20 protein-coding genes and 4 tRNA genes are annotated in these 19256 nt (G+C 66.2%); 12 read left to right on the forward strand and 12 right to left on the reverse strand.

The window, feature by feature from the left end:
• Window positions 1–11: 11 nt before the first annotated feature.
• On the reverse strand, window positions 12–1013 hold the full coding sequence (locus tag ACWW1C_RS02930) for an acyl-ACP desaturase (protein ID WP_455982044.1): 1002 nt from the start codon (window positions 1011–1013) through the stop codon (window positions 12–14).
• Window positions 1014–1145: 132 nt separating this feature from the next.
• Entirely contained in the window at window positions 1146–1733 is a 588-nt protein-coding gene (locus tag ACWW1C_RS02935) for a TetR/AcrR family transcriptional regulator (protein ID WP_455982045.1), read from the reverse strand.
• Between the two features lie 99 nt (window positions 1734–1832).
• Between ACWW1C_RS02935 and ACWW1C_RS02940 the strand changes: the two genes are divergently transcribed.
• From ACWW1C_RS02940 to ACWW1C_RS02960, 5 genes are all read left to right on the forward strand, one after another.
• On the forward strand, window positions 1833–2807 hold the full coding sequence (locus ACWW1C_RS02940) for an oxygenase MpaB family protein (protein ID WP_455982046.1): 975 nt from the start codon (window positions 1833–1835) through the stop codon (window positions 2805–2807).
• A 110-nt stretch (window positions 2808–2917) separates the two neighbouring features.
• Window positions 2918–3283: a group I truncated hemoglobin gene (locus ACWW1C_RS02945; RefSeq protein ID WP_455982047.1), complete on the forward strand. Its 366-nt coding sequence runs from the start codon at window positions 2918–2920 to the stop codon at window positions 3281–3283.
• A gap of 61 nt (window positions 3284–3344) precedes the next feature.
• A complete protein-coding gene (locus tag ACWW1C_RS02950) occupies window positions 3345–4487 on the forward strand; it encodes a serine/threonine-protein kinase (RefSeq protein ID WP_455982048.1) in 1143 nt (380 codons plus the stop codon).
• A gap of 63 nt (window positions 4488–4550) precedes the next feature.
• On the forward strand, window positions 4551–4889 hold the full coding sequence (locus ACWW1C_RS02955; RefSeq protein ID WP_455982049.1) for an ArsR/SmtB family transcription factor: 339 nt from the start codon (window positions 4551–4553) through the stop codon (window positions 4887–4889).
• The gene (locus ACWW1C_RS02960) at window positions 4889–5506 is read left to right on the forward strand and encodes a cation transporter (RefSeq protein WP_455982050.1); all 618 of its coding nucleotides are present in this window, start codon (window positions 4889–4891) and stop codon (window positions 5504–5506) included. The genes ACWW1C_RS02955 and ACWW1C_RS02960 overlap by 1 nt, the downstream gene beginning before the upstream one ends.
• Window positions 5507–5509: 3 nt before the next feature.
• Here ACWW1C_RS02960 and ACWW1C_RS02965 read toward each other — a convergent pair whose 3' ends face one another.
• From ACWW1C_RS02965 to ACWW1C_RS02975, 3 genes are read right to left on the reverse strand one after another with little or no spacing between them, the layout of a single operon-like run.
• Complete coding sequence (locus ACWW1C_RS02965; protein ID WP_455982051.1) at window positions 5510–7132, reverse strand: AMP-binding protein; 1623 nt, start codon at window positions 7130–7132, stop codon at window positions 5510–5512.
• A gap of 15 nt (window positions 7133–7147) precedes the next feature.
• A complete protein-coding gene (locus ACWW1C_RS02970) occupies window positions 7148–8137 on the reverse strand; it encodes an SDR family NAD(P)-dependent oxidoreductase (RefSeq protein WP_455982052.1) in 990 nt (329 codons plus the stop codon).
• Between the two features lie 32 nt (window positions 8138–8169).
• The gene (locus ACWW1C_RS02975; protein ID WP_455982053.1) at window positions 8170–8964 is read right to left on the reverse strand and encodes an SDR family NAD(P)-dependent oxidoreductase; all 795 of its coding nucleotides are present in this window, start codon (window positions 8962–8964) and stop codon (window positions 8170–8172) included.
• An 80-nt stretch (window positions 8965–9044) separates the two neighbouring features.
• On the opposite strand from ACWW1C_RS02975, the gene ACWW1C_RS02980 reads away from it, so the two are divergent.
• Window positions 9045–9767: a MerR family transcriptional regulator gene (locus ACWW1C_RS02980; protein ID WP_455982054.1), complete on the forward strand. Its 723-nt coding sequence runs from the start codon at window positions 9045–9047 to the stop codon at window positions 9765–9767.
• 12 nt (window positions 9768–9779) lie between these two features.
• On the opposite strand, the gene ACWW1C_RS02985 is transcribed toward ACWW1C_RS02980, so the two are convergent.
• On the reverse strand, window positions 9780–10238 hold the full coding sequence (locus ACWW1C_RS02985; protein WP_455982055.1) for a PaaI family thioesterase: 459 nt from the start codon (window positions 10236–10238) through the stop codon (window positions 9780–9782).
• Between the two features lie 572 nt (window positions 10239–10810).
• Window positions 10811–10886, reverse strand: a tRNA-Lys gene (locus ACWW1C_RS02990).
• Between the two features lie 164 nt (window positions 10887–11050).
• On the opposite strand from ACWW1C_RS02990, the gene ACWW1C_RS02995 reads away from it, so the two are divergent.
• The 5 genes from ACWW1C_RS02995 (at window position 11051) to ACWW1C_RS03015 (ending at window position 13599) form a co-directional block, all read left to right on the forward strand.
• Window positions 11051–11123, forward strand: a tRNA-Glu gene (locus ACWW1C_RS02995).
• Window positions 11124–11155: 32 nt separating this feature from the next.
• Window positions 11156–11232, forward strand: a tRNA-Asp gene (locus ACWW1C_RS03000).
• Window positions 11233–11257: 25 nt separating this feature from the next.
• A tRNA-Phe gene (locus ACWW1C_RS03005) sits at window positions 11258–11331 on the forward strand.
• A gap of 16 nt (window positions 11332–11347) precedes the next feature.
• Window positions 11348–12382, forward strand: a complete 1035-nt coding sequence (locus tag ACWW1C_RS03010; RefSeq protein ID WP_455982056.1) for a GIY-YIG nuclease family protein — start codon at window positions 11348–11350, stop codon at window positions 12380–12382.
• A gap of 416 nt (window positions 12383–12798) precedes the next feature.
• Complete coding sequence (locus tag ACWW1C_RS03015; RefSeq protein ID WP_455982057.1) at window positions 12799–13599, forward strand: hypothetical protein; 801 nt, start codon at window positions 12799–12801, stop codon at window positions 13597–13599.
• Between the two features lie 229 nt (window positions 13600–13828).
• Here ACWW1C_RS03015 and ACWW1C_RS03020 read toward each other — a convergent pair whose 3' ends face one another.
• On the reverse strand, window positions 13829–14152 hold the full coding sequence (locus ACWW1C_RS03020; protein WP_455982058.1) for a hypothetical protein: 324 nt from the start codon (window positions 14150–14152) through the stop codon (window positions 13829–13831).
• A gap of 368 nt (window positions 14153–14520) precedes the next feature.
• Between ACWW1C_RS03020 and ACWW1C_RS03025 the strand changes: the two genes are divergently transcribed.
• A complete protein-coding gene (locus ACWW1C_RS03025; RefSeq protein WP_455982059.1) occupies window positions 14521–14721 on the forward strand; it encodes a hypothetical protein in 201 nt (66 codons plus the stop codon).
• A 7-nt stretch (window positions 14722–14728) separates the two neighbouring features.
• Here the strand turns inward: ACWW1C_RS03025 and ACWW1C_RS03030 are convergent, their stop codons facing one another.
• The 4 genes from ACWW1C_RS03030 to ACWW1C_RS03045 all read right to left on the reverse strand — a co-directional run bounded on the left by ACWW1C_RS03030 (window position 14729) and on the right by ACWW1C_RS03045 (window position 18640).
• Complete coding sequence (locus ACWW1C_RS03030) at window positions 14729–15691, reverse strand: hypothetical protein (protein WP_455982060.1); 963 nt, start codon at window positions 15689–15691, stop codon at window positions 14729–14731.
• A gap of 150 nt (window positions 15692–15841) precedes the next feature.
• Window positions 15842–17416 (reverse strand): hypothetical protein, encoded by a 1575-nt coding sequence (locus tag ACWW1C_RS03035; protein ID WP_455982061.1) that lies wholly within the window; start codon window positions 17414–17416, stop codon window positions 15842–15844.
• A gap of 314 nt (window positions 17417–17730) precedes the next feature.
• Window positions 17731–18417 (reverse strand): hypothetical protein, encoded by a 687-nt coding sequence (locus ACWW1C_RS03040; RefSeq protein WP_455982062.1) that lies wholly within the window; start codon window positions 18415–18417, stop codon window positions 17731–17733.
• 94 nt (window positions 18418–18511) lie between these two features.
• Window positions 18512–18640, reverse strand: coding sequence for a hypothetical protein (locus tag ACWW1C_RS03045; protein ID WP_455982063.1), 129 nt, complete (start codon window positions 18638–18640; stop codon window positions 18512–18514).
• Window positions 18641–19256 lie beyond the last annotated feature (616 nt).

Raw genomic sequence — 19256 nt, forward strand, 5'->3', positions numbered from 1 at the left:
TCGTTCCGGAGTTACGACGCTGATGTCGACACCAAAAGGTTCTTCATCGCCTTCTTCTCGGCGACCTTGCGCTCGCGCTCCTGGCGGCGTTGCTTGGCCACCTCGAACTTCTCGCAGGCGTCCTCGAGCTCGCCGATCAGGCGGCCCAGGTCGTCGCGCAGGCGTGCGCCCTCGCCGGTGAAGTCCTCGCGCTCGAAGATGCGCCACTTCTTCAGCACCGGCATGACCACGTCGTCGAGGTGGATGCGCGGGTCGTAGACGCCACCGACGGCGATGACGACGGCCTTGCGGCGGAAGTCGGGCACGGTGTAGCCGGGCATCCGGAAGTTCTCGAGCACGCGGTGCAGCGACGCCATCGCCTGGTTGGGATTGATGTCCAGGCCGGCGGCGGAGACGTCGCGGTAGAAGATCATGTGCAGGTTCTCGTCACCCGAGATGCGCTGCAGCAGCTGGTCGGCGACGGGGTCGTTGCAGGCCTTGCCGGTGTTGCGGTGCGAGACGCGGGTCGCGAGCTCCTGGAACGACACGTAGATGACCGAATCGAACAGGCTCTCGGCGAACAGGTCGCCCTGCATGTTCTGGCCGGGCGAGAAGCCGCGGGTGACCTGCTCGACGCGCAGTTCCTCGAGCTGGACCGGATCGCAGTTACGGGTGACGACGAGGTAGTCGCGCAGGGCGATGCCGTGGCGGTTCTCTTCGGCGGTCCACCGGTTCACCCAGTAGCCCCAGGCGCCGTCCATGCCCATGTTCATCGCGATCTCGCGGTGGTAGGACGGCAGGTTGTCCTCGGTCAGCAGGTTCTGGACCATGGCGGTCTGGGCGACCTCGGAGAGCTTGGCCTGATCCGGATCCCAGTCCTGGCCACCGAGGGCGTAGTAGTTCTTGCCCTCTTTCCAGGGGATGTAGTCGTGCGGGTTCCAGTCTTTCCGCATGCTCATGTGGCGGTCGACGAGCGTCTCGACGACCGGCTCCAGCTCGTGGAGGAGCTGCAGGTCGGTGTAGTCGGCTGTCATGGCGCCTCCCGGTGCGATCTATCTGTACCTCTTGGTAGCAGTCAGAGTATCTGTGTCGGGTAGTGACATCAAGTTGCTGTGACGCATGTCTGATTGGTGATTCTGAACTGTGATGTCGCGGCTTTGTACGTGTTACCGGGGTGACGGCACCCGGCTCATCAGCATGTCGACGCAGTAATCGACGAACTGCTCGCGGGTGACGGGCAGCTTGCCGCCCAGATATGCGGTGAACAGCGCCGTGAGGCCGCCGATCAGGCTGGTCGCCTCGAGGGCCCGCCGGGCGGGGTCGCCGCCGGGGAACATCTTGTGCTGCAGCAATTCGATGAAGCTCGGCATCCAGTCGGCGCCCGACCGGGTGAGTACCGGTTCCTGGGCCGGGGCGATCAGCAGGACGCGGCCGCGCGTCGGGTCGTCGACCATCATGGTGACGAACCGTTCGACGGCGTCCCGAGGGCTCTGCGATGTGGTCAGCGCCGCCATGGCCGTCGTGCACACCTCGTCGTACACGGCGCGGACGAAATCCTCACGGTCGGTGAAGCTTTCGTAGAAATACCGTTCGGTCAGGCCGGCGGTGCGGCACACCGTCCGGACGGTCGCCGCCGGACCGTCGGAATGTCCGAGGGCGGCGATGCCGGCCTCGATGAGCGCCTCGCGGCGCCGCGTCGGACGGTCCGCCAGTGGGACGCTGGACCAGCGGCCCTGTCGTTGACCGGAAGGCACGTGACTCCTAAGCTGTGGCTGACAACGCGTGTAGTCAGGATACCCGCTGACATCCAGGAAAGAATGCCGGTGACTCAAAATACTTCCGACACATGCCCCATGACCAGCGACTCTGCGCCGGTGGCCGCCGGCTGTCCGGTCGCTCCCGGTGGCTATGACGCGGTGCCGCTGGGCCCTGACTCGCTGACGTGGAAGTACTTCGGCCAATGGACCGGGCTGTTCCAGGGCACCTGGGCCGGCTCGATGCAGAACATGCATCCGCAGCTGGGGGCAGCGGTGGAGGAGCACTCCATCTTCTTCATGGAGCGCATTCCGCGCCTGCTCCGATCGATCTACCCGATCGGCGGTGTGGTCTTCGACGGAGATCGCGCTCCCCAAACCGGCGCCGAGGTGCGTGACTACCACATCGGGATCAAGGGCGTCGACAAGCAGGGACGCCGTTACAGCGCGTTGAACCCCGACGTCTTCTACTGGGCGCACTCGACTTTCTTCAAATCCACCCTGTTGGCCGCCGAGAAATTCGGTGGCGGTATCTCCGAGGCCGACAAGCGACAGCTGTTCGACGAGCATGTCGCCTGGTATCGCATGTACGGCATGAGCATGCGGCCCGTGCCGAAGAGCTGGGAGGACTTCGAGGTCTACTGGGATCACATGTGCCGCAACGTGCTGGAGAACAACTACGCTGCGCGCGAGGTCATGGATTTGTCCACCATGCCCAAACATCCCTCGCTGCAATGGATTCCGGATTGGTTGTGGGCCCAGAACCTCAAGGTGATGCAGCGCTTCCTGACCTTCATGACGGTGGCCCTCTACGACCCGCCGGTGCGGGAACTGATGGGGTACTCGTGGTCGGCCCGGCAGCAATGGGTGCATGACCGGCTGTGCCAGGTGATCACGCTGGTCTCGAAATACGGCCCGAAGCGCAGGCTGATGCATCCGCGCAAGCGCTCGGCGATGGACCGGGCGTCCGGTCGGCTGCCCATCGATTCGCCGCTGGTGGAGACGCCCGCGCGCAACCTGCCACCGGTCGAGTACCGGGGCCAGCCGCAGTTCTACTGCCCAAAGGTGGACTGAGCCAGGCATTTTGCGGTACTCGCAGCATTCGAGGGGTCTGTGAGATCGATTTAGTCGCCGGGTCACCGTCGAGCAATGGATAGGCAACACGGCCGGTGTTGGCTCGGTACATGACGAGCATCTATGAGCAGATCGGAGGAGCCGAAGCGCTCGAACAGGTGGTGGCGGACTTCTACGAGCGCGTGCTGGCCGATGCCGAACTCGCCGGCTTTTTCGCCGGTGCCAACATGTCACGGCTCAAAGGCCGGCAGGTGGAGTTCTTCGCCGCTGCACTGGGCGGGCCGGATCCGTATACCGGCGCATCGATGTGGGACATCCACCGCGGGCGCGGAATCACGAAACGGCACTTCAATCTGGTTGCCGGGTATCTGAGCGAAAGCCTGGCTGCGGCAGGCGTTCCGGCGCGGACGGTGCAGCGGATCATGGCCGCGATCGCGCCACTTGCCGACGACATCGCCACGGCAAAGAGCGCCTGAGCGCCGACGGCACCGACGATCCCTGGGCCCGCGGGGTGGCATCAGGACTAGCGTTGGGTACATGCCAGTCCCGGGTGTCCTCGCCGACCGCTATCAGTTGCGGGGGACGCTGGGGCATGGAGGCATGGCCGAGGTCCGGGATGCCTGGGACACCCAGTTGCAGCGTCCGGTGGCCATCAAGCTGCTGCACCCGCAGCTCAGCGGCCAACCTGATTTCCGGCGCCGCTTCGAGGTCGAGGCCCGTGCCGCCGCTGGGCTGAACCATCCGCATGTCGTCGCGGTACACGACTACGGCGAACAGGACGGCACGCCCTACATCGTCATGGAGCGGCTGCCGGGCCGTACGTTGGCGGACGCGATGGCCACCGGTCCGCTGTCACTGGAGCAGGTTCGGTCCGTGCTCGACGACGTGCTCTCGGCGCTGGCGGTGGCGCATGCGGCCGGCATCCTGCACCGGGACATCAAGCCCGGGAACATCCTGTTGGCTGATTCGGGATCGGCGAAGCTCGCCGACTTTGGTATCGCCAAGAGCGCCGAATCGAACCACACCATCGCCGGTCAGATCGTGGGGACGATGGGTTATCTGAGCGCCGAGCGGTTGTCCGGGCGGCCGGCGACCGTCGCGGACGATCTCTACGCCGTCGGCGTCGTCGCGTACCAGGCGCTCACCGGCCGCCCGCCCTTTCCTCAGGACAACCTGGTCGCCCTGGCCCGCGCGGTCAGCGAGGAACATCCCGTGCCTGTTGACGTGCTTCGGCCCGATACTGACCCGGCCCTGGTGGGTGTCGTCGAACGTGCGATGGCTCGCGATCAGCGCTGGCGGTTCACCAGCGCTGACGAGATGCGTGCGGCGCTGTCCGGAGCTGTTCTCGCGCGTCGGCCGCCGACGATGGTGCTCAACCAGCCGCTACCTGATCCGGTGACGACGCCGTTGCTGGTGGCCGCTCCGCGGCGCAGGTCGCGAGTCCTGCTGTGGGTGGGGGCGGCCCTGGTGGCCGCGGTGACGGTCATCGCCGTCATCGTCGACGCCGCATCCGGGCCGTCGACGCCGGCCCCGGTCGGGACCAGCACGCCCGAGTCGACCCCGACCTCCACGTCGGCCCCGCCACCGACCTCCACACCCACGCCCATCGACGACCGTCCCGCGCCCAACGGTCCGGGCAACGGACACGGTAAGGGCCCCAAGAACAAGCATCACGACTGAGCCGCAATCACGAACAGTCTGTACATCATTTTCTGGATACAGAATCTAATGTATCGTTAGCCCATGACCACGGCCCAGCACACCGATGCCCTGGCGCGGTTCGGTCATGCGCTGTCGGACCCGACGCGTACACGAATCCTGTTGAGCCTGAACCGGACTCCCGGCTATCCATCGGAGCTCGCCGACCAGCTCGGCGTCTCCCGGCAGATCCTCTCCAATCACCTGACCTGCCTGCGGGGCTGTGGTCTGGTAGTGGCGGTGCCGGAAGGCCGTCGGATGCGATATGAACTGGCGGACGGTCGCATCGGTCGGGCACTGGACGACCTCATGGGGCTGGTCCTCGCCGTCGATCCCGACTGCGTATGCGTCGGCGCCGACGGCGAGCCGTGCGGGTGCGCCTGATGACACTCACGGACGTGCGCCGCGGCCAGTTGGCGCGACGCATCAGGTGGCTGGTGGCGGCGACCATCTCCTACAACGTGATCGAGGCCGTCGTGGCGCTGTCGGAAGGGACGCGGGTGTCGTCGGCGGCGTTGGTCGGCTTCGGCCTGGATTCGGTGATCGAGGTGTCCTCGGCGGCCGCGGTGGCTTGGCAGTTCGCCGGTGCCGACCCGGAAGCGCGGGAGAAGACCGCACTGCGGATCATCGCGATCTCCTTCTTCGCGCTGGCCGCGTACGTGACGGTCGACGCGGTCCGTGTCCTGCTCGGTTTGGGTGAGGCCCAGCACTCGACCATCGGGATCGGGCTTGCCGCGCTGAGCCTGCTCGTCATGCCGGTGCTGTCGTACGCGCAGCGCCGGGCCGGCCGGGAGCTCGGATCACGCTCGGCGGTCGCCGATTCCAGGCAGACCCTGCTGTGCACCTACCTATCGGCCGTGCTGTTGGTCGGCCTGCTGGTGAACGCCGTCCTCGGCTGGTCCTGGGCTGATCCGATCGCCGCACTGGTGATCGCCGGCGTCGCGGTGAAAGAAGGCGTCGAGGCGTGGCGGGGCGACGCCTGTTGCGCGTCGTGCGGGTGACGCTCAGTCCGTCGGGTTGGTGAGGTCCCGCTTGAGCACCTTGCCGGTGGGGTTGCGTGGCAGCTCGTCGAGGAACACCACCTCGCGCGGCACCTTGTAGCGGGCCAGGTTGTCCTTGACGAACTGCTTGACCTCCGCCTCTGACACCTCGGTTCCCGAGGCGGTAACCACGAAGGCGCGCAGGCGTTTTCCGAACTCCTCGTCGTCGACGCCGACGGCGGAGGCCTCCACGATGGCGGGGTGCGTCACGAGAAGTTCCTCGACCTCGACGGGGAACACGTTCTCGCCGCCGGAGACGATCATGTCGTCGTCCCGGCCGTCGACGTACAGCCGCCCCTTGTCGTCGAAGTGCCCGACGTCGCCGCTGGCCATCATGTCGTCGATGAACTCCTTGGTGCCGCCACCGGTGTAGCCTTCGAATTGCGTTGCCGCGCCGACGAATATCCGTCCGATACCGGGAGCGGGCACCTCGTGACCGTTGTCGTCGAAGATCTTGATCCGGCAGCCGAGCATCGGCTTGCCGACCGAGGTCGGTGCCTCGCGGACGTCGGTCGGTGTGGCCATGGTCGCCAGTGCGACTTCCGTTGAGCCGTAGAGGTTGTAGACCACCTCGCCGAGCAGGTCCTGCGCCGCGGTCGCGACGGCGGCCGGCAACTGCGAGCCGGCGCAGAAGAGGGCGCGCAGGCTCGAGGTGTCGTAGCTCCGGACGGTGTTGTCGCCGAGCCCAAGCACCCGCTGCAGCATGACCGGCACGACGCACACCGTGGTCGCGCTGTGCTTCTCGATGTCCGCCACGAGCTGTTCTGCTTCAAACTTGCGGCGCAGCACCAACTTCGAACCCAGGGCGATCGTCATGATGGCGATCAGCAGCCCGGTGCCGTGGAAGAGTGGCGGCCCGATGATGGTGGCTTCCCGGGCGCGCATCGGCAGCCGCTCCAACAGACCGCCCGGCAGGATGAAGCTGCGCGGCTCGGCGCGCGGCGCGCCCTTGGGGGTGCCCGTTGTCCCACTCGTCAGCAGGATGATCTTTCCCGGCTTGGCCGGTGCCGGCGGCGCCTTTGGCGACGCGTCGGCCGCAAGAGCGTCGAGCTCGTCACTGGCACTGTCGATGTCGGTGACGAACGTGCCGTGCCGGGCCTCGATGTCGGCGACCAGGTCGGCGAATTCGACGTCGTGCACCAGCAGATCGACACCTTCGCGGTTGGCGACCTCCGCCGCCTGCCGGGCCGAGAACGCCGTGTTGAGCCAGACCGCGTTGACCCCGGCACGCGACGCGGCGAACGCCACGATCAACGGCCCGCGGTGGTTGCGACAGAGGATGCCGACGGTGTCGCCGGGGGCCAGCCGAGCGCGGAATGCGTTGGCAATCCGGTCAACTGCCTCGTCGAATTCGGTGTAGGTCAGTTCGCCGCGTTCGTCGGCGATCGCCGGATACGAGCTGTGCCGGATCGCCGCGATACGGGGCGCGGCGCCGAACGGACCGTACGTGGCAAGCGCCTGCAGGACCTGCACCAACCGGTGCGGCAGGTCGACGCCGATGGCGCCGGCCCGCAGCAGTGCCACGAGGGCGCGGGTTTCGAGGCCGGCCCGCCGGGCCGGCTCGGCAACCAGTGTGTTCAGGTCCATGGCGACGTTCCTTTTCTATTCGGCCGCAACGGGTTCGGCTGCCTCTTCGGTTGCTGCGTGCGCAGCGGTCGAATCGCCGAACATCGAGTAGACCTTGTTCCGCACCAGGTCGAACGGGCGCGGGCTGAGTGCGTCGGTGAGCGCCGTCAGCTGTCCGGACGGCGGGCTCAGGCGGCGCGGCCGGTGCATGATCGCGTCGCACAGTGTGGCCGCGGCCTGCTCGGGCGTCAGGGTGGGGAAGCGGTCGTACATCTTGGTCGGGGCGATCATCGCGGTCCGCACCAACGGCATGTGCACCGTGGTGAAGGTGACGTTGTTCGACACCGTCTCACCTTGCAACGTGTCGCACAGTCCGTCCAGTGCCGACTTGCTGGCGATGTAGGCGCCGAAGCGCGGCAGCTTGGTCTGCACGCCGATCGAGGACACGTTGATGATGTGCCCGAAGCCGCGCTCCCGCATGCCTGGCGTGAACTTGAGGATCAGCTGGACCGGGGCGAAGTAGTTCAGCTGCATGGTCCGCTGGTAGTCGTGCATCCGGTCATGCGACAGCTCCAGCGAGCGCCGGATGGAGCGGCCGGCGTTGTTGATGAGGATGTCGACGTGGCCGAGGTCGGCCAGCACCTGGTCGGCCATGGCGCCGATGGCGTCGAGGTCGCTCAGGTCGCACGGGTAGACGTGCGCGGTGCCGCCGTCGGCGCGGATGTCGTCGGCGACGCGTTCCAGGTTCTCCCGGGTGCGGGCCACCAGGACGACCTCGCCGCCGGCAGCGCCGATGCGGCGGGCAGTGGTTTCACCGATGCCCGCCGAGGCGCCGGTGATCACGACGACCTTGCCCGCGACGGCGTCTTCGAGGGTGTAGCCGGTGAGGGCGTCGATCACGGTCTGGAGGTAGATCGGGCGGGTCTTGATGGGCGTGTTCATGACGCTGGCGAAGACGGCGAGCGGCTTGGCGCTGACGGCGGCGACGGGCTTGGTCGCCAGTGCGGTGATGTCGGTGAGGTTCATGGCAGAGGTCCCTTCTTGAGTGTCGGGTGGTTTCAGCCCAGGGCCCGGCGGGCCAGGCGCAGGGCGGGCAGCAGCAGGGCGTGGGGAGTGATGGCGCCGGTGATGGCCATGAGCTTGACGACGGTGCCAGGGATCACCTGGCGGGCGCCGGCCTGCATGCCGTCGACAGCCTGGGCCGCGACGTCCGCGGGGGAGACCTGGGCCGGGCGCAGGCTGAATTCGTGGGCCGATGCGATCTCGGCCCATTCGGTGGGGACCGGTCCGGGGCACAGCGAGGTGCAGGAGACGCCGGTGCCGCGCAGCTCCTCGTGGACGGCCTCGGAGAACGAGTTGACGAACGCCTTCGACGCGCCGTATGTCGCCATGGACGGCATGGGCTGGAAGGCGACGACGGAGGCGACGTTGAGGACGGCGCCCGCGCCCCGCTTCACCATGCCGGGCAGAACGGCGTGGGTGAGTTCTTGCACCGCAACGACATTGAGCTCGACCTGCTCGCGCTCGCGGTCCATCGGCAGGGTGTGGAAGGCGCCGCTGGTGCCGAAACCCGCGTTGTTGATGAGGCCGGCGACCGGCCGGGTGCGCAGCTCTTCGATCAGGCTCTGGCGCTGGGCGGCGTCGGCCAGATCGCACGGCCGTACCGTCACGCCGACGCCGTGCTCGGCGTGCAGCTCGTCGGCCAGGGCGTCGAGCCGGTCCTGGCGGCGGGCGACCAGAAAGAGGCTGTAGCCGCGCGTGGCGAGCACCCGGGCCAGTTCGGTTCCGATTCCGGACGAGGCACCAGTGATGACGACCTCGGTGGTGCTGCCAGTGGGCTTCGGCAGGGTCATGTGGCTCTCATTTCATATCGACGTGTGACTGTGCCAGTAACACTGGCACAGTGTGAATGTTGGTGTCTATACTTCGTGGAATGACAGATGTCACAGTCGAGGAATTCACCATCGACGAACTCGCCGCGCGCACCGGCACCACGGTGCGAACCATCCGCTTCTACAATGAGAGCGGCCTACTGCCGCCGGCTGAGCGGCGCGGCCGTCTCGCGTATTACGGTGCGCCGCACCGCATTCGGCTCGAGTTGGTGCAGCAGCTGCAGCAGCACGGCTACACCCTCGCGGCGATCACCAAGGTGTTGGCGCGGCTGCCCGAAGGCGCGACGGCCCACGACCTTGCCGTGCGTGCGGCACTTCTCACACCGTGGAGCCCGGCGGAGGACGAGACCGTCGACCTACGTGAACTCGAACAACGCGCCGGGCTGTCGTTGGACGAGCGGGCGCTGCAGACACTCGAAGCGTTGGGGGCCATCCGGCGCCTAGACGACGGCACGTTCAGCGTCCGGCAGTCGGTGCTCGGCGCGGCGATGAACCTGCGCGACACCAGCGTGCCGGCGGAGGATGTCCGGCGCCTGGCCGGCGTCGTCGACAAGCACATCGATGCCCTCGCCAACGAGGTGACGGACGTCGTCTTCAGCCGGATTCGGGAGGCCGAGGACCCCAACGTGTACCTCGGGCGGATCGCCAAGGTGGTGCCGAACCTGCGGCCACTCGCGGCGCAGATGATGGCGGACCGGTTCACCGCCGCCATCAGTCAGGCGGTGCAGGAACGCGTGGCGGAACTGGAGATTCCGGCCAAGTAGGCGCGCCGGCGGTTACTTCCGGCGGAGCTGGCAGGTCGCCTTGGTGGTGGCGACGACGGTGCCGTCGGCGTCGGTCACGACTGCCTCGACGGTGTACTCCGACTTGCCGTTCTGCGCGGCCTCGGCCTCGATCCGGGCGATATCCTCGTCGCTCAGCTCGGCTTGCGCCCGCACGTCGGATTTGGCCGGCGCCTTGTACTGGATCGACATGTCCTTCACCAGCGGGAAGAACTTGCTCTGGTCGAACGCGGTGATGGCGAGAATCCCGCCGAGCACCTCGGCGACGGTGAACAGCACGCCGGCGTACATCACGCCAAAGTGATTGCCATTGCCTGCGATTGGGGCCGTCGTGGCAGCGAAGCCGGGACGGACCTCGACGACTCTGACGCCCAGGCCGTGGGCGGACGGGATGGTGGTCGCAAACATCGAGTTCATGAACTCGAGCTGGGCGTCGTTGGCGGTGTTCGTCACGTCGTTCAGGCTATCCAACGCGGTTAGTCCGGCTACTGAACTCGCGGACTTGTGGTGCCCCCACCAGGGCTCGAACCTGGAGCTTGCGGATTTGCAGGCGCGGTTCTGTCGCGCAACCGGCTATGCCTCGTCGATCGTTTGAGAACGCGTTTCGAGTAGCCCTCTACTCATGCTCGTGGGTCGGATCTGGGTGAGTCTTACGTTCAAGCCCGAGCTCCTGCAGAGAGGCGCCGACATGTCCGAGCTCCTTGATGAACTTTCGACGACGTGCCAGCTTTGTCGCCGGTTGCACATCGACTGCGATACCTGCCCTTGCGTTCAGCGCCTTGGGCATTGGGTCATCGAGGGATGCGATCACTGCAGAACCCGAGACGACACGTCAGGGGCCGACTCCGCGATGGCGACCGGTTGAGAGACGAGTGAGCGCCCGGCCGAGCGCCTCAAGGATCAGGATTCTTGAGCACCTACCGCGCAAGACGTATATAGGGGCCGCGGGATGGTGCACCCGCAGGTTGCGGCGGTGCTGGACCGCGCGATTTCCCAACGAATTAACGTCGACTTAGTTGACACTTTGGTGCCCCCACCAGGGCTCGAACCTGGGACCTGCGGATTAAAAGTCCGTAGCTCTACCGACTGAGCTATAGGGGCGTGGGACACAGGATACTGCGTCCCACGCGGCTGCTTCGCAGGGCAGGTAGTTGTGCGGCGGCCGGTGGTCTGAAGTGCCGATTTGGGCCGTGAGGCGGTCGTGCCCTAAGCTATCGAAGCTCCCAACGGAAACGTTGAGAGTGCCCCCGAAGAGATTCGGATTGGCCCCCATCGTTTAGTGGCCTAGGACGCCGCCCTTTCACGGCGGTAGCACGGGTTCGAATCCCGTTGGGGGTACGCAACGCGAAAGCGAAGCACGCAGTATGTAAGGCCCTGTGGCGCAGTTGGTTAGCGCGCCGCCCTGTCACGGCGGAGGTCGCGGGTTCGAGTCCCGTCAGGGTCGCCAGAACGGCGAGGCAACTTGCCCTTCCGGCCAGGTAGCTCAGTTGGTACGAGCGTCCGCCTGAAAAGCGGAAGGTCGCCGGTTCGATCCCGGCCCTGGCCACTTCAAGAACCACCCGATGACGGGTGGTTTTTCTCGTATCTGGGGCGGTTTAATGCCCGATCGGGGCACCTGGCGACCGACCGAAAACTCAGTCTTGTCGCGCGCGTCTGGCCGTATTCTCGTGCGCGTGGGTAACCCGGATGTCAACGCTTCCAACGAAGGCGATCCCGCTGCCGCCAGCGCTTTCCTGACACTCGGCCACGTGCTCGCAGCGGTGGGTGCCGAGCACGATCCGCCAATCAGCTTGGGCGATATCCGCGTGATCCGGCACAGCTTCAACACCCGCGAAGAGTTGGGTTTGCGGGGGCCAGAGGATTTGACCGAGGACAAGGTCCGGGAATACACACGGTTCCAAGGCATCTCGCCCCGGCAGTTCCCTGCCGAACCGGAGCGATACTGGGTGGTTCTCGTCGCCGACGGTCAACGACGGTCCCGGTTGTGGGGCGCGTTCGAGAACCGCGGCGAGATCACCGCCGAGCGCACGGCGGAAGTCCGATTCTTCGACCTGCACCGCAGCGACTTCCTGAAGCCGCTCATAAACCGACTCGTCGTGGAGTGGGACACTCCGCGGGTCTGGCACCGCCGCGCCGTCAGTGCAGCGGCCATGCCTGTCCTCGAGATCGCCGACCGCGACCAGGTGCCGTTCCCGGGTTTCGACAAGGTGCTGCTCACGTTCCATGAGCTCGGCGAGATGGTGTCGGATCGCCGCTACGCCGACTGGCAGGTCGCGCTGTCGCAGGTGCAGGGCATCTACCTGATCACCGACTCATCCAACGGAAACCAATACGTCGGGAAAGCGGATGGTGCCGAAAGGATTCTGCAGCGCTGGAGGTCGTACGCGCAGGACGGCCACGGCGGCAACCACGCGCTGAAGGAACTCGCCAAGATCAGCATCGGAGCCGGCGGCGGAAAGACCGACCACGCCCGGCATTTCAGGTTCAGCATTCTTCGGGTGTTCGGTCCCAGCACATCGCCATCGGAGGTCGACGACGCCGAGTCCCACTACAAGCGGGCGCTGATGACGCGCGAGTTCGGCCTCAACCGAAACTGAGCTCTGGCGCGGGTGCAGACTACTTCCCGCGTGCCAGATCGATATGTCGTCTACGTACGCGTCGACTTGTGATGCCTCGTAGTCGTTGAACTCTCTTCGGTCGCGTCGTCCGGTTCGAGCTCGATCTCGAGCAACACTCCCGCCTCGACTAGAACCCCCGGGATCCAGCTTGAGTCGGCATACTCCGCACTCGAACCGATGGGCAGAGCCCGCTCGCTCGATGTATGCCGTACCGGCGGGTTGCCCGTACTCCTCGCAGCCGGGGTCCGTCAGACGGCGGGAACTGGACCAGGAACCGGGTAGTGAACGGATCGAGCAGCTGCCAAAGGGGCCGACACGATGCCCAGACATGAAAAAACGCCTCCATGTGAAAACATGAAGACGCTTTCTCTGTCTTTGACCCTGGGGGCCGCTTCGTGGTTAACGGTACGCGGCAGGTTGCGGCCACGCAACCTGCCTCACCCGCTCGTGCTCGGCACAGCCGACTCCTCGACCGCCTCAGCGGTGAGCGTGTCGCACCGTATTCGAAGATCGCCGGCGGACACGGCCGCAACACACTGGCGCACTACCACTGGAACACGCAACTCGCCGCGGCGTACCTGGAACTGTTGTCAGTCGCCGAGGTCGTCCTGCGCAATGCACTCGACGAACAGTTGCGAGAGTGGTGCCGCCTCCGAACAGGTGAGGTCGTGTGGCTCACCTCCGACGAAGACCTTCCGTTCCCGTTGGACAAGCTGTTCACCTCGGTGCGGCAGGGAGCGATGGCGCGAGCCATGGACGCGAAGACAGTGCGGGACGCCACCCCGGGCCACGACCGCAAAGGCTGCACACTCACCGAGGGAGATCTGCTCGCCCAGATCACCTTCGGGCAGTGGCATGGGCTGTTCCCGTACACACACGGGCGCGCCACCGACCCCACCACCGACGGCTATCGAACCCAGATGTGGAACGAAGCTCTCCACAAGGCGTTCCCACCGGGGGTGAACCCCGACGACGTGCGGTGGCTGCTGTTCCGGTTGACGTACTTCCGCAATCGGGTCGCGCATCACGAGTGCATCATCTCGGCGCCGCTGCCGCCGAACCGTAGGCACCCGCTGCGAGCGCGTCTGCGTGACATCCACGCCCTGCTCCGCTGGCTGGACCCCGACGTACACGAGTGGGCATCGGGGTCGAACCGGGTGACCGGACTGCTCAACACTGGAGCCGCCGCCCGCTGAGTTCGGGTCCGTACCTGTCGTGGTCGGGGCCGGAGGTGGGGTCGGCGGGCCTGCTCCATGCACCGAAGCGGTCGCGGTAGGTCGGCCCCGTGTGCTGATGCGTGCCAGTCACGCGCATGCGAGTTGGCGATGAGGGTGCGGAGCTCGTCGAAGGTCATGGGTTCTCCCGTGGCGTCGAAGTGCCGCCACGATGCGGCTGAATCCACGGTAGCCAGCGGGTCCGACAGGTCTAGACGGTGAACGGGTTGGCGGCCTCGACGGACTCCCACCGCTTCCAGGCGCTGGCCGGGTACGACCGCAGCACCACGCCGAGATAGATAATCTCGACTGCGCCCTCGTTCTCTTCACCGTGGAGTCGCTCCACGTCGAGGTAGCGAGTGCCGGCGATGTGCTCCACGTCGCCCGAGCTGAGCCACACCGTGACTGCGCCCCGGTCGGCCATCAGGCACTCCCGGCAATAGCGCGAGTCGCACTCCATCACCGACGTCGCCATCGGTCCCGACGCAGCGTAGAACAGCTCGACTGCTGTCACTTCACTGCTGTTGTTCACCATGCCGGTGATGCTATGGCGGAGGGGTGCACGGTCCCCGCAACGAGATCGGCACTGTAACCGGCGCGAGTTCGTGCATGAGGGGTTGGGGGACACATCCGTGTCTCTCAAAACGTCGAGAACTAGGAGAGCCACATCATGGCGATCTGTGGATACTGCAACCATCCCGGCTACCACGCTCAGTTCATCCCGCCGGGAGCTGACCCGTCGAAGCGGTGCGGTGACTGCCCGCGCTGTCGGCAGGAACATGACCAGCGGGCAGCACGGCGCCGGTAGCCGAACGGCGGGGCCCGGGGCTGGTCGATCCGGTCCCGGGGCCCGGCCGATGGAATTCGGCTAGGTCTGCACGCCCTCCGCGTACCTTCCGCCTCATGAATAAGAACGTAAGGAACCAGACCTCTGCGCGGCCCGACCTCAAGACTGCGTTCCCTGAGGTGGACCAGGCTGCACGAACCCTGATGTACTGGCTCGCTTCAGCGCTTGTCTCCGACATCGATGAGGCAAGGCGGCTGGGCTTCACGGACCTGCTGCTGATGACCACGAATGTCGTGTCCCGCAGAGCGAGCGACTAACGCCACGCTACGAACTGAACAACTCCGTCGACCACGCCGCGATCGTCGGCTCGAACCGCTCGGGGACGTAGGAACTTTCCGGCCTGGCGCCGCCGGGCGCCCTGGATGCCGCCTCGAACAGGCACACCGCGGACTCGGCCATGTTCAGCGTTACCGCCAGGGCGTCGGCGATCAGCGGGAACACTGTTCCGCTGCGGCTGTACTCGGTCATCCACTTGTAGCCGTGGATGAAGCTGGACCCGTAGGAGTAGAACTGCCGGGCGCTGCTCTCCAGGCCGTTGTTCGCGATTTCGCCACTGTCATGCGCCGGCACGTGAGTATCGACCCACTGAGCCGACTCGCGGATCATCCTCGTGAACGACGGAGTCTTCTCGAAGGTGTAAGCCGACTTCGCCGCGTCGAGCATCGCGTTGTACTTGCGGCGGTGCTCCGCGTTCTCCACGAGCATCTGCGGCGGGAATCGGGAGGGGCGGGCGGTCTCGTCCTGCTCACCGATCACTAGGTACCGGCGCCGCTGTTCCAACTGTTCCATCTCCTCGGCCATGCACCGGTCCCTGCGCACGTCGCGGTCGAGATCGCCGAGCAACCAGATGGTCAAGGCGGCGCACTCCATCGCGACACGGCACAGTTGCAGGATCTCCGTGATGTGGGGTTGGCGGTCTGACTTGCGGCGGGCGACCAGAATCGCGACCGTGTGCAGACTCTCCGTCGCGCTCATCGCGGGGAACAGTGCGTGTTCAGTCACGGCCTGTGGGCCAGCCAGCGTCAGCGGATACGCGGCGGCGAAGGCGGCGTCGTCGCCGGCGAGCGGGCTGGTCGGTTCTGCGGTACGCGGGTGCAGACCCCACTGGAACAGTTCACCGGCGCGCTTCCCGCGCTGGTCGATCCGCGTCAGGACGCCGTTGTTCGTGAGGTTGAACAGCGCCTCGGCTTGTTCGGCGGTGACGCCACCCAGGTTCGGGATGCTCATGCAGCAACGGTAGGCGGCTGGTACGACAAACTCCGCTGCCGGTCCGGCCCGCGCGGCTAAGCTCCCGGCATGTCGCAGCTGCCTGGGCTGCCCGGACAGACAGGCTCGGCAAGTTGTGAGGCGGAGCCTGGCGGCGCACTCAGCGAACAGTCACACCTGCGGCCATGCGAACAGTGACCGGTAGAACAGCTCCCGCTCGCCAGGCTGAGGCTCGGCCTCGCCCGGCGGCGTCTGTACGCAGCCGAGGATCGCATGCGGGGCCGATGCCGCCATCGGCTTGTTTCGCAGGATCAGCTCGGTGAACGCCTCGATCAGTCCAGTACCGGCACTCAACAGTGTGACGGCTGCCGTCGCCAAATCGGCGACAGTGTGCCGGGCACCGAACACCGTCGCGGGGTCCGCGCGCCAGACGCCGAGACTGTCGTAGTGGTCCTGCGTCAGCTTCGGGTTGGCACCGGGAAGCAGCTCCGGCATCGCGTCGAGGTTCAGGGCGATGTTCTTCGCACTGCCGTAGCCGCGTCCCGGATGCTGGTCGACGGGCAAGATACCGTCGTGGATGTGGTTGCGGAGCACCTTGCACACTCCGGCGTAGGTGTGCAGCCGTTCGACCTCGGCGAGTGCATCAGCTGGGTACTCGCGCGCCAAGTGTTCGGTGACGTAACCGCCGGCGTCGAGGGAGAGCCGGTATCTCTTCGGATCTCGGGTGGGATCGATCATCAGCAGGAAGCGGCGGCCGTAGATGTCGAAGGCAGCGGCGAGGTAGAGCAGCTGCCGGTCGAAAGCCTCCGCGGCGGCTTCCACGATGTCGGCGCTCCGGTTGCCGCTGATCGGGTTCGACAGGGCGGCGAGAAGTTGGTCGAGGGCGCGGGTGGCGCGACAGAGGCGGACGCGCATCGAGTTGACTGCGGCAACGACCTCGGGGCCACCTGTCACGGGCGCGATGATCAGGTGCAGGCAGTCGAAGTAGGGCATCCGCGCTCCGACGCCCCAGTCGTAGAAATTCTCGATCGTCGCCGTGGACTCTGTCTGTTCCCATGACCCGCCGCCGGCGAGCCCGCCGCGAAGCACCTGAACGACGGGGTTGCTGGTCATCCGCAGGTGATGCCCAATCAGGGCTACCGCGTCATCGGGCGTGACGCTTGCGACGATGTCGTTGTCCGCGACGTCGCAGCGGCCGACGGTCGGCGCCGTGGTAACGATCGCGTCGATGCCGACCGATGAGGCGGCAGCCGCGTACGCCGCCGCCCGGTTCCGCTGCTCAAGGGTGACGGGTTCCTCGCCGGGGGTGGCGAGTTGCTCATCGAGCTGTTGGTACACGGGAAAGAAGTGTGCGATTGTCCAACCCCACTGCTCTTCGCTCTCGGTCGTCACTCGGAACTCCACCGTGTCCAGATGGCGAGACGCCTCTGCCACAGTCGTGAACCCAATCTGCCGGACGGCTGCCTCAGGGAGGGCCTGTACCCACGCTTTCGGTACCTCGGTGCCCTTCGGCACCAGCAGCTGGATGTCGAGCTCGTCGCGGTCGAGGAAAGTGGAGAAGGTCCTGTCCGGCGGCTCGGGGATCGCGACCACGTCGATTCCCAGACGCAGCGGGCGGGTCGCCGGCCGCAGTGGGTAGAGCGGCGGGTGGTTGTCGTCCTCCTTGATGGGAGGTCGCACGTACCGCATGAAGCGATGGTTGGGTTGCCCCTCTGGGAGGCTGATCGGGTCGGCGGCGTCGGGCATGTGCGGAAGCCTAAGAGCGCGTGCCGACAGTTCCGGGGAAGCGCATAGAGCACCGTGCACTCACCCGGAGTGGGGAGGGGCACGGTGCAGGCCGGTGTATCATCCACGCGTTTCGAAAATCAGCTTCCGCATCTCCTCGTTCTCCGTTACGCACGCCATCCAGTCCGCCACCCCCATTCCTTCCCGTGACGCGTCGGGGTGGCACGGTGGTGGTCTCGGTCTCGCTGTGCTTGGACATTTGGTTGGCCAGTCGTCGGGTGGGTTCTGCGTGGCCCACCTGAGTGAGGTTCGGCGTGACATCCGCGACGGCTACGTCATTCGGCCCGAGTCGGGCGAGGCGCCCACACCCGGCTCCAAACTTCACGAATCGCGATGCCGACAAGCACCAGCGCGAACACCATCAGCAGGTTCAACTTGAGCCCACCGCCGAATCCGGTCCCGTAGTAGAGCGCAGTGAGGATGATGGCCGCGCCGGCAATCGGCGCGAGAATCGTGGCAATGCCCGCCGGCCATCTCGCGACGGATATCGCTTCGACCACGGCGGCAATCGCGGTGATGGCCAGTGCCACGACCGCGACGCTCGCGATGACGTTCTCGATGAAGAACACATCGTTCAGCGGCGAGGGTGGGTGGTTGGTCAGCGGTTCGTACGCGGTCCAGCCGAAGTCGTTGTGTCCCAACCCGACCCCGAAGATCGACGCGTCGTAGTCGGCGTACCGCCGTGGCAGGCCGGAGTTCAATGCCGCTGAATGCATCTCCGCCATAAGACGCGCGACGACGAACACCCACCACGACGCGGCCCCGGTGACGCGAGCGATCCGCGCCGTGAAGAAGCGCCTACCGTGAAGCTCAACGCAGCTCATCCGAATACCGGCGCGCCGTTCGGACCGATCTGTGGCGCCGGCATGAAGCACGGCGGGATCCCCGGCGCGTACGGGGGCACGCAGGGCTGCGGGAAGCACGGCTGCCCGTTCCAGTACGTCGATTGGTTCGGCGGACACACCGTCATCGGTTCGGCGGTGGACTCGGGGACAGACGGCAGCGCGACAGCTCCGGCAATCGAAACAACGATCGCTGCAGCTGCGGACCAACGAGTCATGACTCGTCGTCTTCGTCTTCAAGCTGCGGGCGTGGCTTGCGCATCACCACCACGGCCCAGATCACGCCGCCGATCAGCGCCGCGACAATCGCCAAGAAGACCAGCTGTCCCGCCAGGTAGTCCATCGCATCCCCCTGCCCCCGAAATCCAAGGATAAGGGGACTGCAGGCATGGTTCCCGCGGAGATTTGCGTGTACCTCTAACAATCGGTACAGGGCTATGTTGGCCAGTGAACGGGTGAAAGCGTGGCGACGATGGCCGGTCTTCTTCGGATGGGCGCGTACCTGGCAGCATGCGGGGCGCTGGCAATTGGCCTTTCGCCGTCCGCGGCGGCTGACGCCGCGGCTTTCGATCCAACCGGCAACAGATCAGGTGGGCCGGTGCCGACCATGAACGGTGTGCCATGTGTCGGCGGCGGCCTGGGTGCTTGCCTGAGTATGAGGCAGAACGGTCCGCCCACGTCGGTGCCGCAGTCCGGCGTGGGGCACAGTCCGACGGTGCGCCGCTGAGCGGCGGGCTGCCCGAACTCACAACCCGCGGCCGATGAGTCCCGCTGGGTAAGGTGCTGGCAATGACCAATTTCCCGGAGCCGGCCGACAGCCTCGAGCCGCAGCTCGAACCGGTCGCCGCCCGGCTCCTCGATGCGCAGGTGGCATTCGCCATGCAGCAACTACGGGGCGAGAACTACCACAGCCTGGTGCTCGACGAGATCGAGCACGCGCTGTCGGAGGCGTCGGACAT

The sequence above is a fragment of the Mycobacterium sp. HM-7 genome (genome assembly GCF_053852335.1).

Excerpts from the sequence above, each read along its gene's own strand:
- ACWW1C_RS02945 (WP_455982047.1), top strand. The coding sequence starts at position 2,918 with ATGACGAGCATCTATGAGCAGATCGGAGGAGCCGAAGCGCTCGAACAG.
- ACWW1C_RS02950 (WP_455982048.1), top strand. The coding sequence starts at position 3,345 with ATGCCAGTCCCGGGTGTCCTCGCCGACCGCTATCAGTTGCGGGGGACG.
- ACWW1C_RS03030 (WP_455982060.1), bottom strand. The coding sequence starts at position 15,691 with ATGAGCATCCCGAACCTGGGTGGCGTCACCGCCGAACAAGCCGAGGCG.
- ACWW1C_RS03025 (WP_455982059.1), top strand. The coding sequence starts at position 14,521 with ATGAATAAGAACGTAAGGAACCAGACCTCTGCGCGGCCCGACCTCAAG.
- ACWW1C_RS02980 (WP_455982054.1), top strand. The coding sequence starts at position 9,045 with ATGACAGATGTCACAGTCGAGGAATTCACCATCGACGAACTCGCCGCG.
- ACWW1C_RS02975 (WP_455982053.1), bottom strand. The coding sequence starts at position 8,964 with ATGACCCTGCCGAAGCCCACTGGCAGCACCACCGAGGTCGTCATCACT.
- ACWW1C_RS02930 (WP_455982044.1), bottom strand. The coding sequence starts at position 1,013 with ATGACAGCCGACTACACCGACCTGCAGCTCCTCCACGAGCTGGAGCCG.
- ACWW1C_RS02940 (WP_455982046.1), top strand. The coding sequence starts at position 1,833 with ATGACCAGCGACTCTGCGCCGGTGGCCGCCGGCTGTCCGGTCGCTCCC.
- ACWW1C_RS03010 (WP_455982056.1), top strand. The coding sequence starts at position 11,348 with ATGACGGGTGGTTTTTCTCGTATCTGGGGCGGTTTAATGCCCGATCGG.
- ACWW1C_RS03045 (WP_455982063.1), bottom strand. The coding sequence starts at position 18,640 with ATGGACTACCTGGCGGGACAGCTGGTCTTCTTGGCGATTGTCGCGGCG.
- ACWW1C_RS03020 (WP_455982058.1), bottom strand. The coding sequence starts at position 14,152 with ATGGTGAACAACAGCAGTGAAGTGACAGCAGTCGAGCTGTTCTACGCT.
- ACWW1C_RS03035 (WP_455982061.1), bottom strand. The coding sequence starts at position 17,416 with ATGCCCGACGCCGCCGACCCGATCAGCCTCCCAGAGGGGCAACCCAAC.
- ACWW1C_RS02955 (WP_455982049.1), top strand. The coding sequence starts at position 4,551 with ATGACCACGGCCCAGCACACCGATGCCCTGGCGCGGTTCGGTCATGCG.
- ACWW1C_RS02960 (WP_455982050.1), top strand. The coding sequence starts at position 4,889 with ATGACACTCACGGACGTGCGCCGCGGCCAGTTGGCGCGACGCATCAGG.
- ACWW1C_RS02965 (WP_455982051.1), bottom strand. The coding sequence starts at position 7,132 with ATGGACCTGAACACACTGGTTGCCGAGCCGGCCCGGCGGGCCGGCCTC.
- ACWW1C_RS02970 (WP_455982052.1), bottom strand. The coding sequence starts at position 8,137 with ATGAACCTCACCGACATCACCGCACTGGCGACCAAGCCCGTCGCCGCC.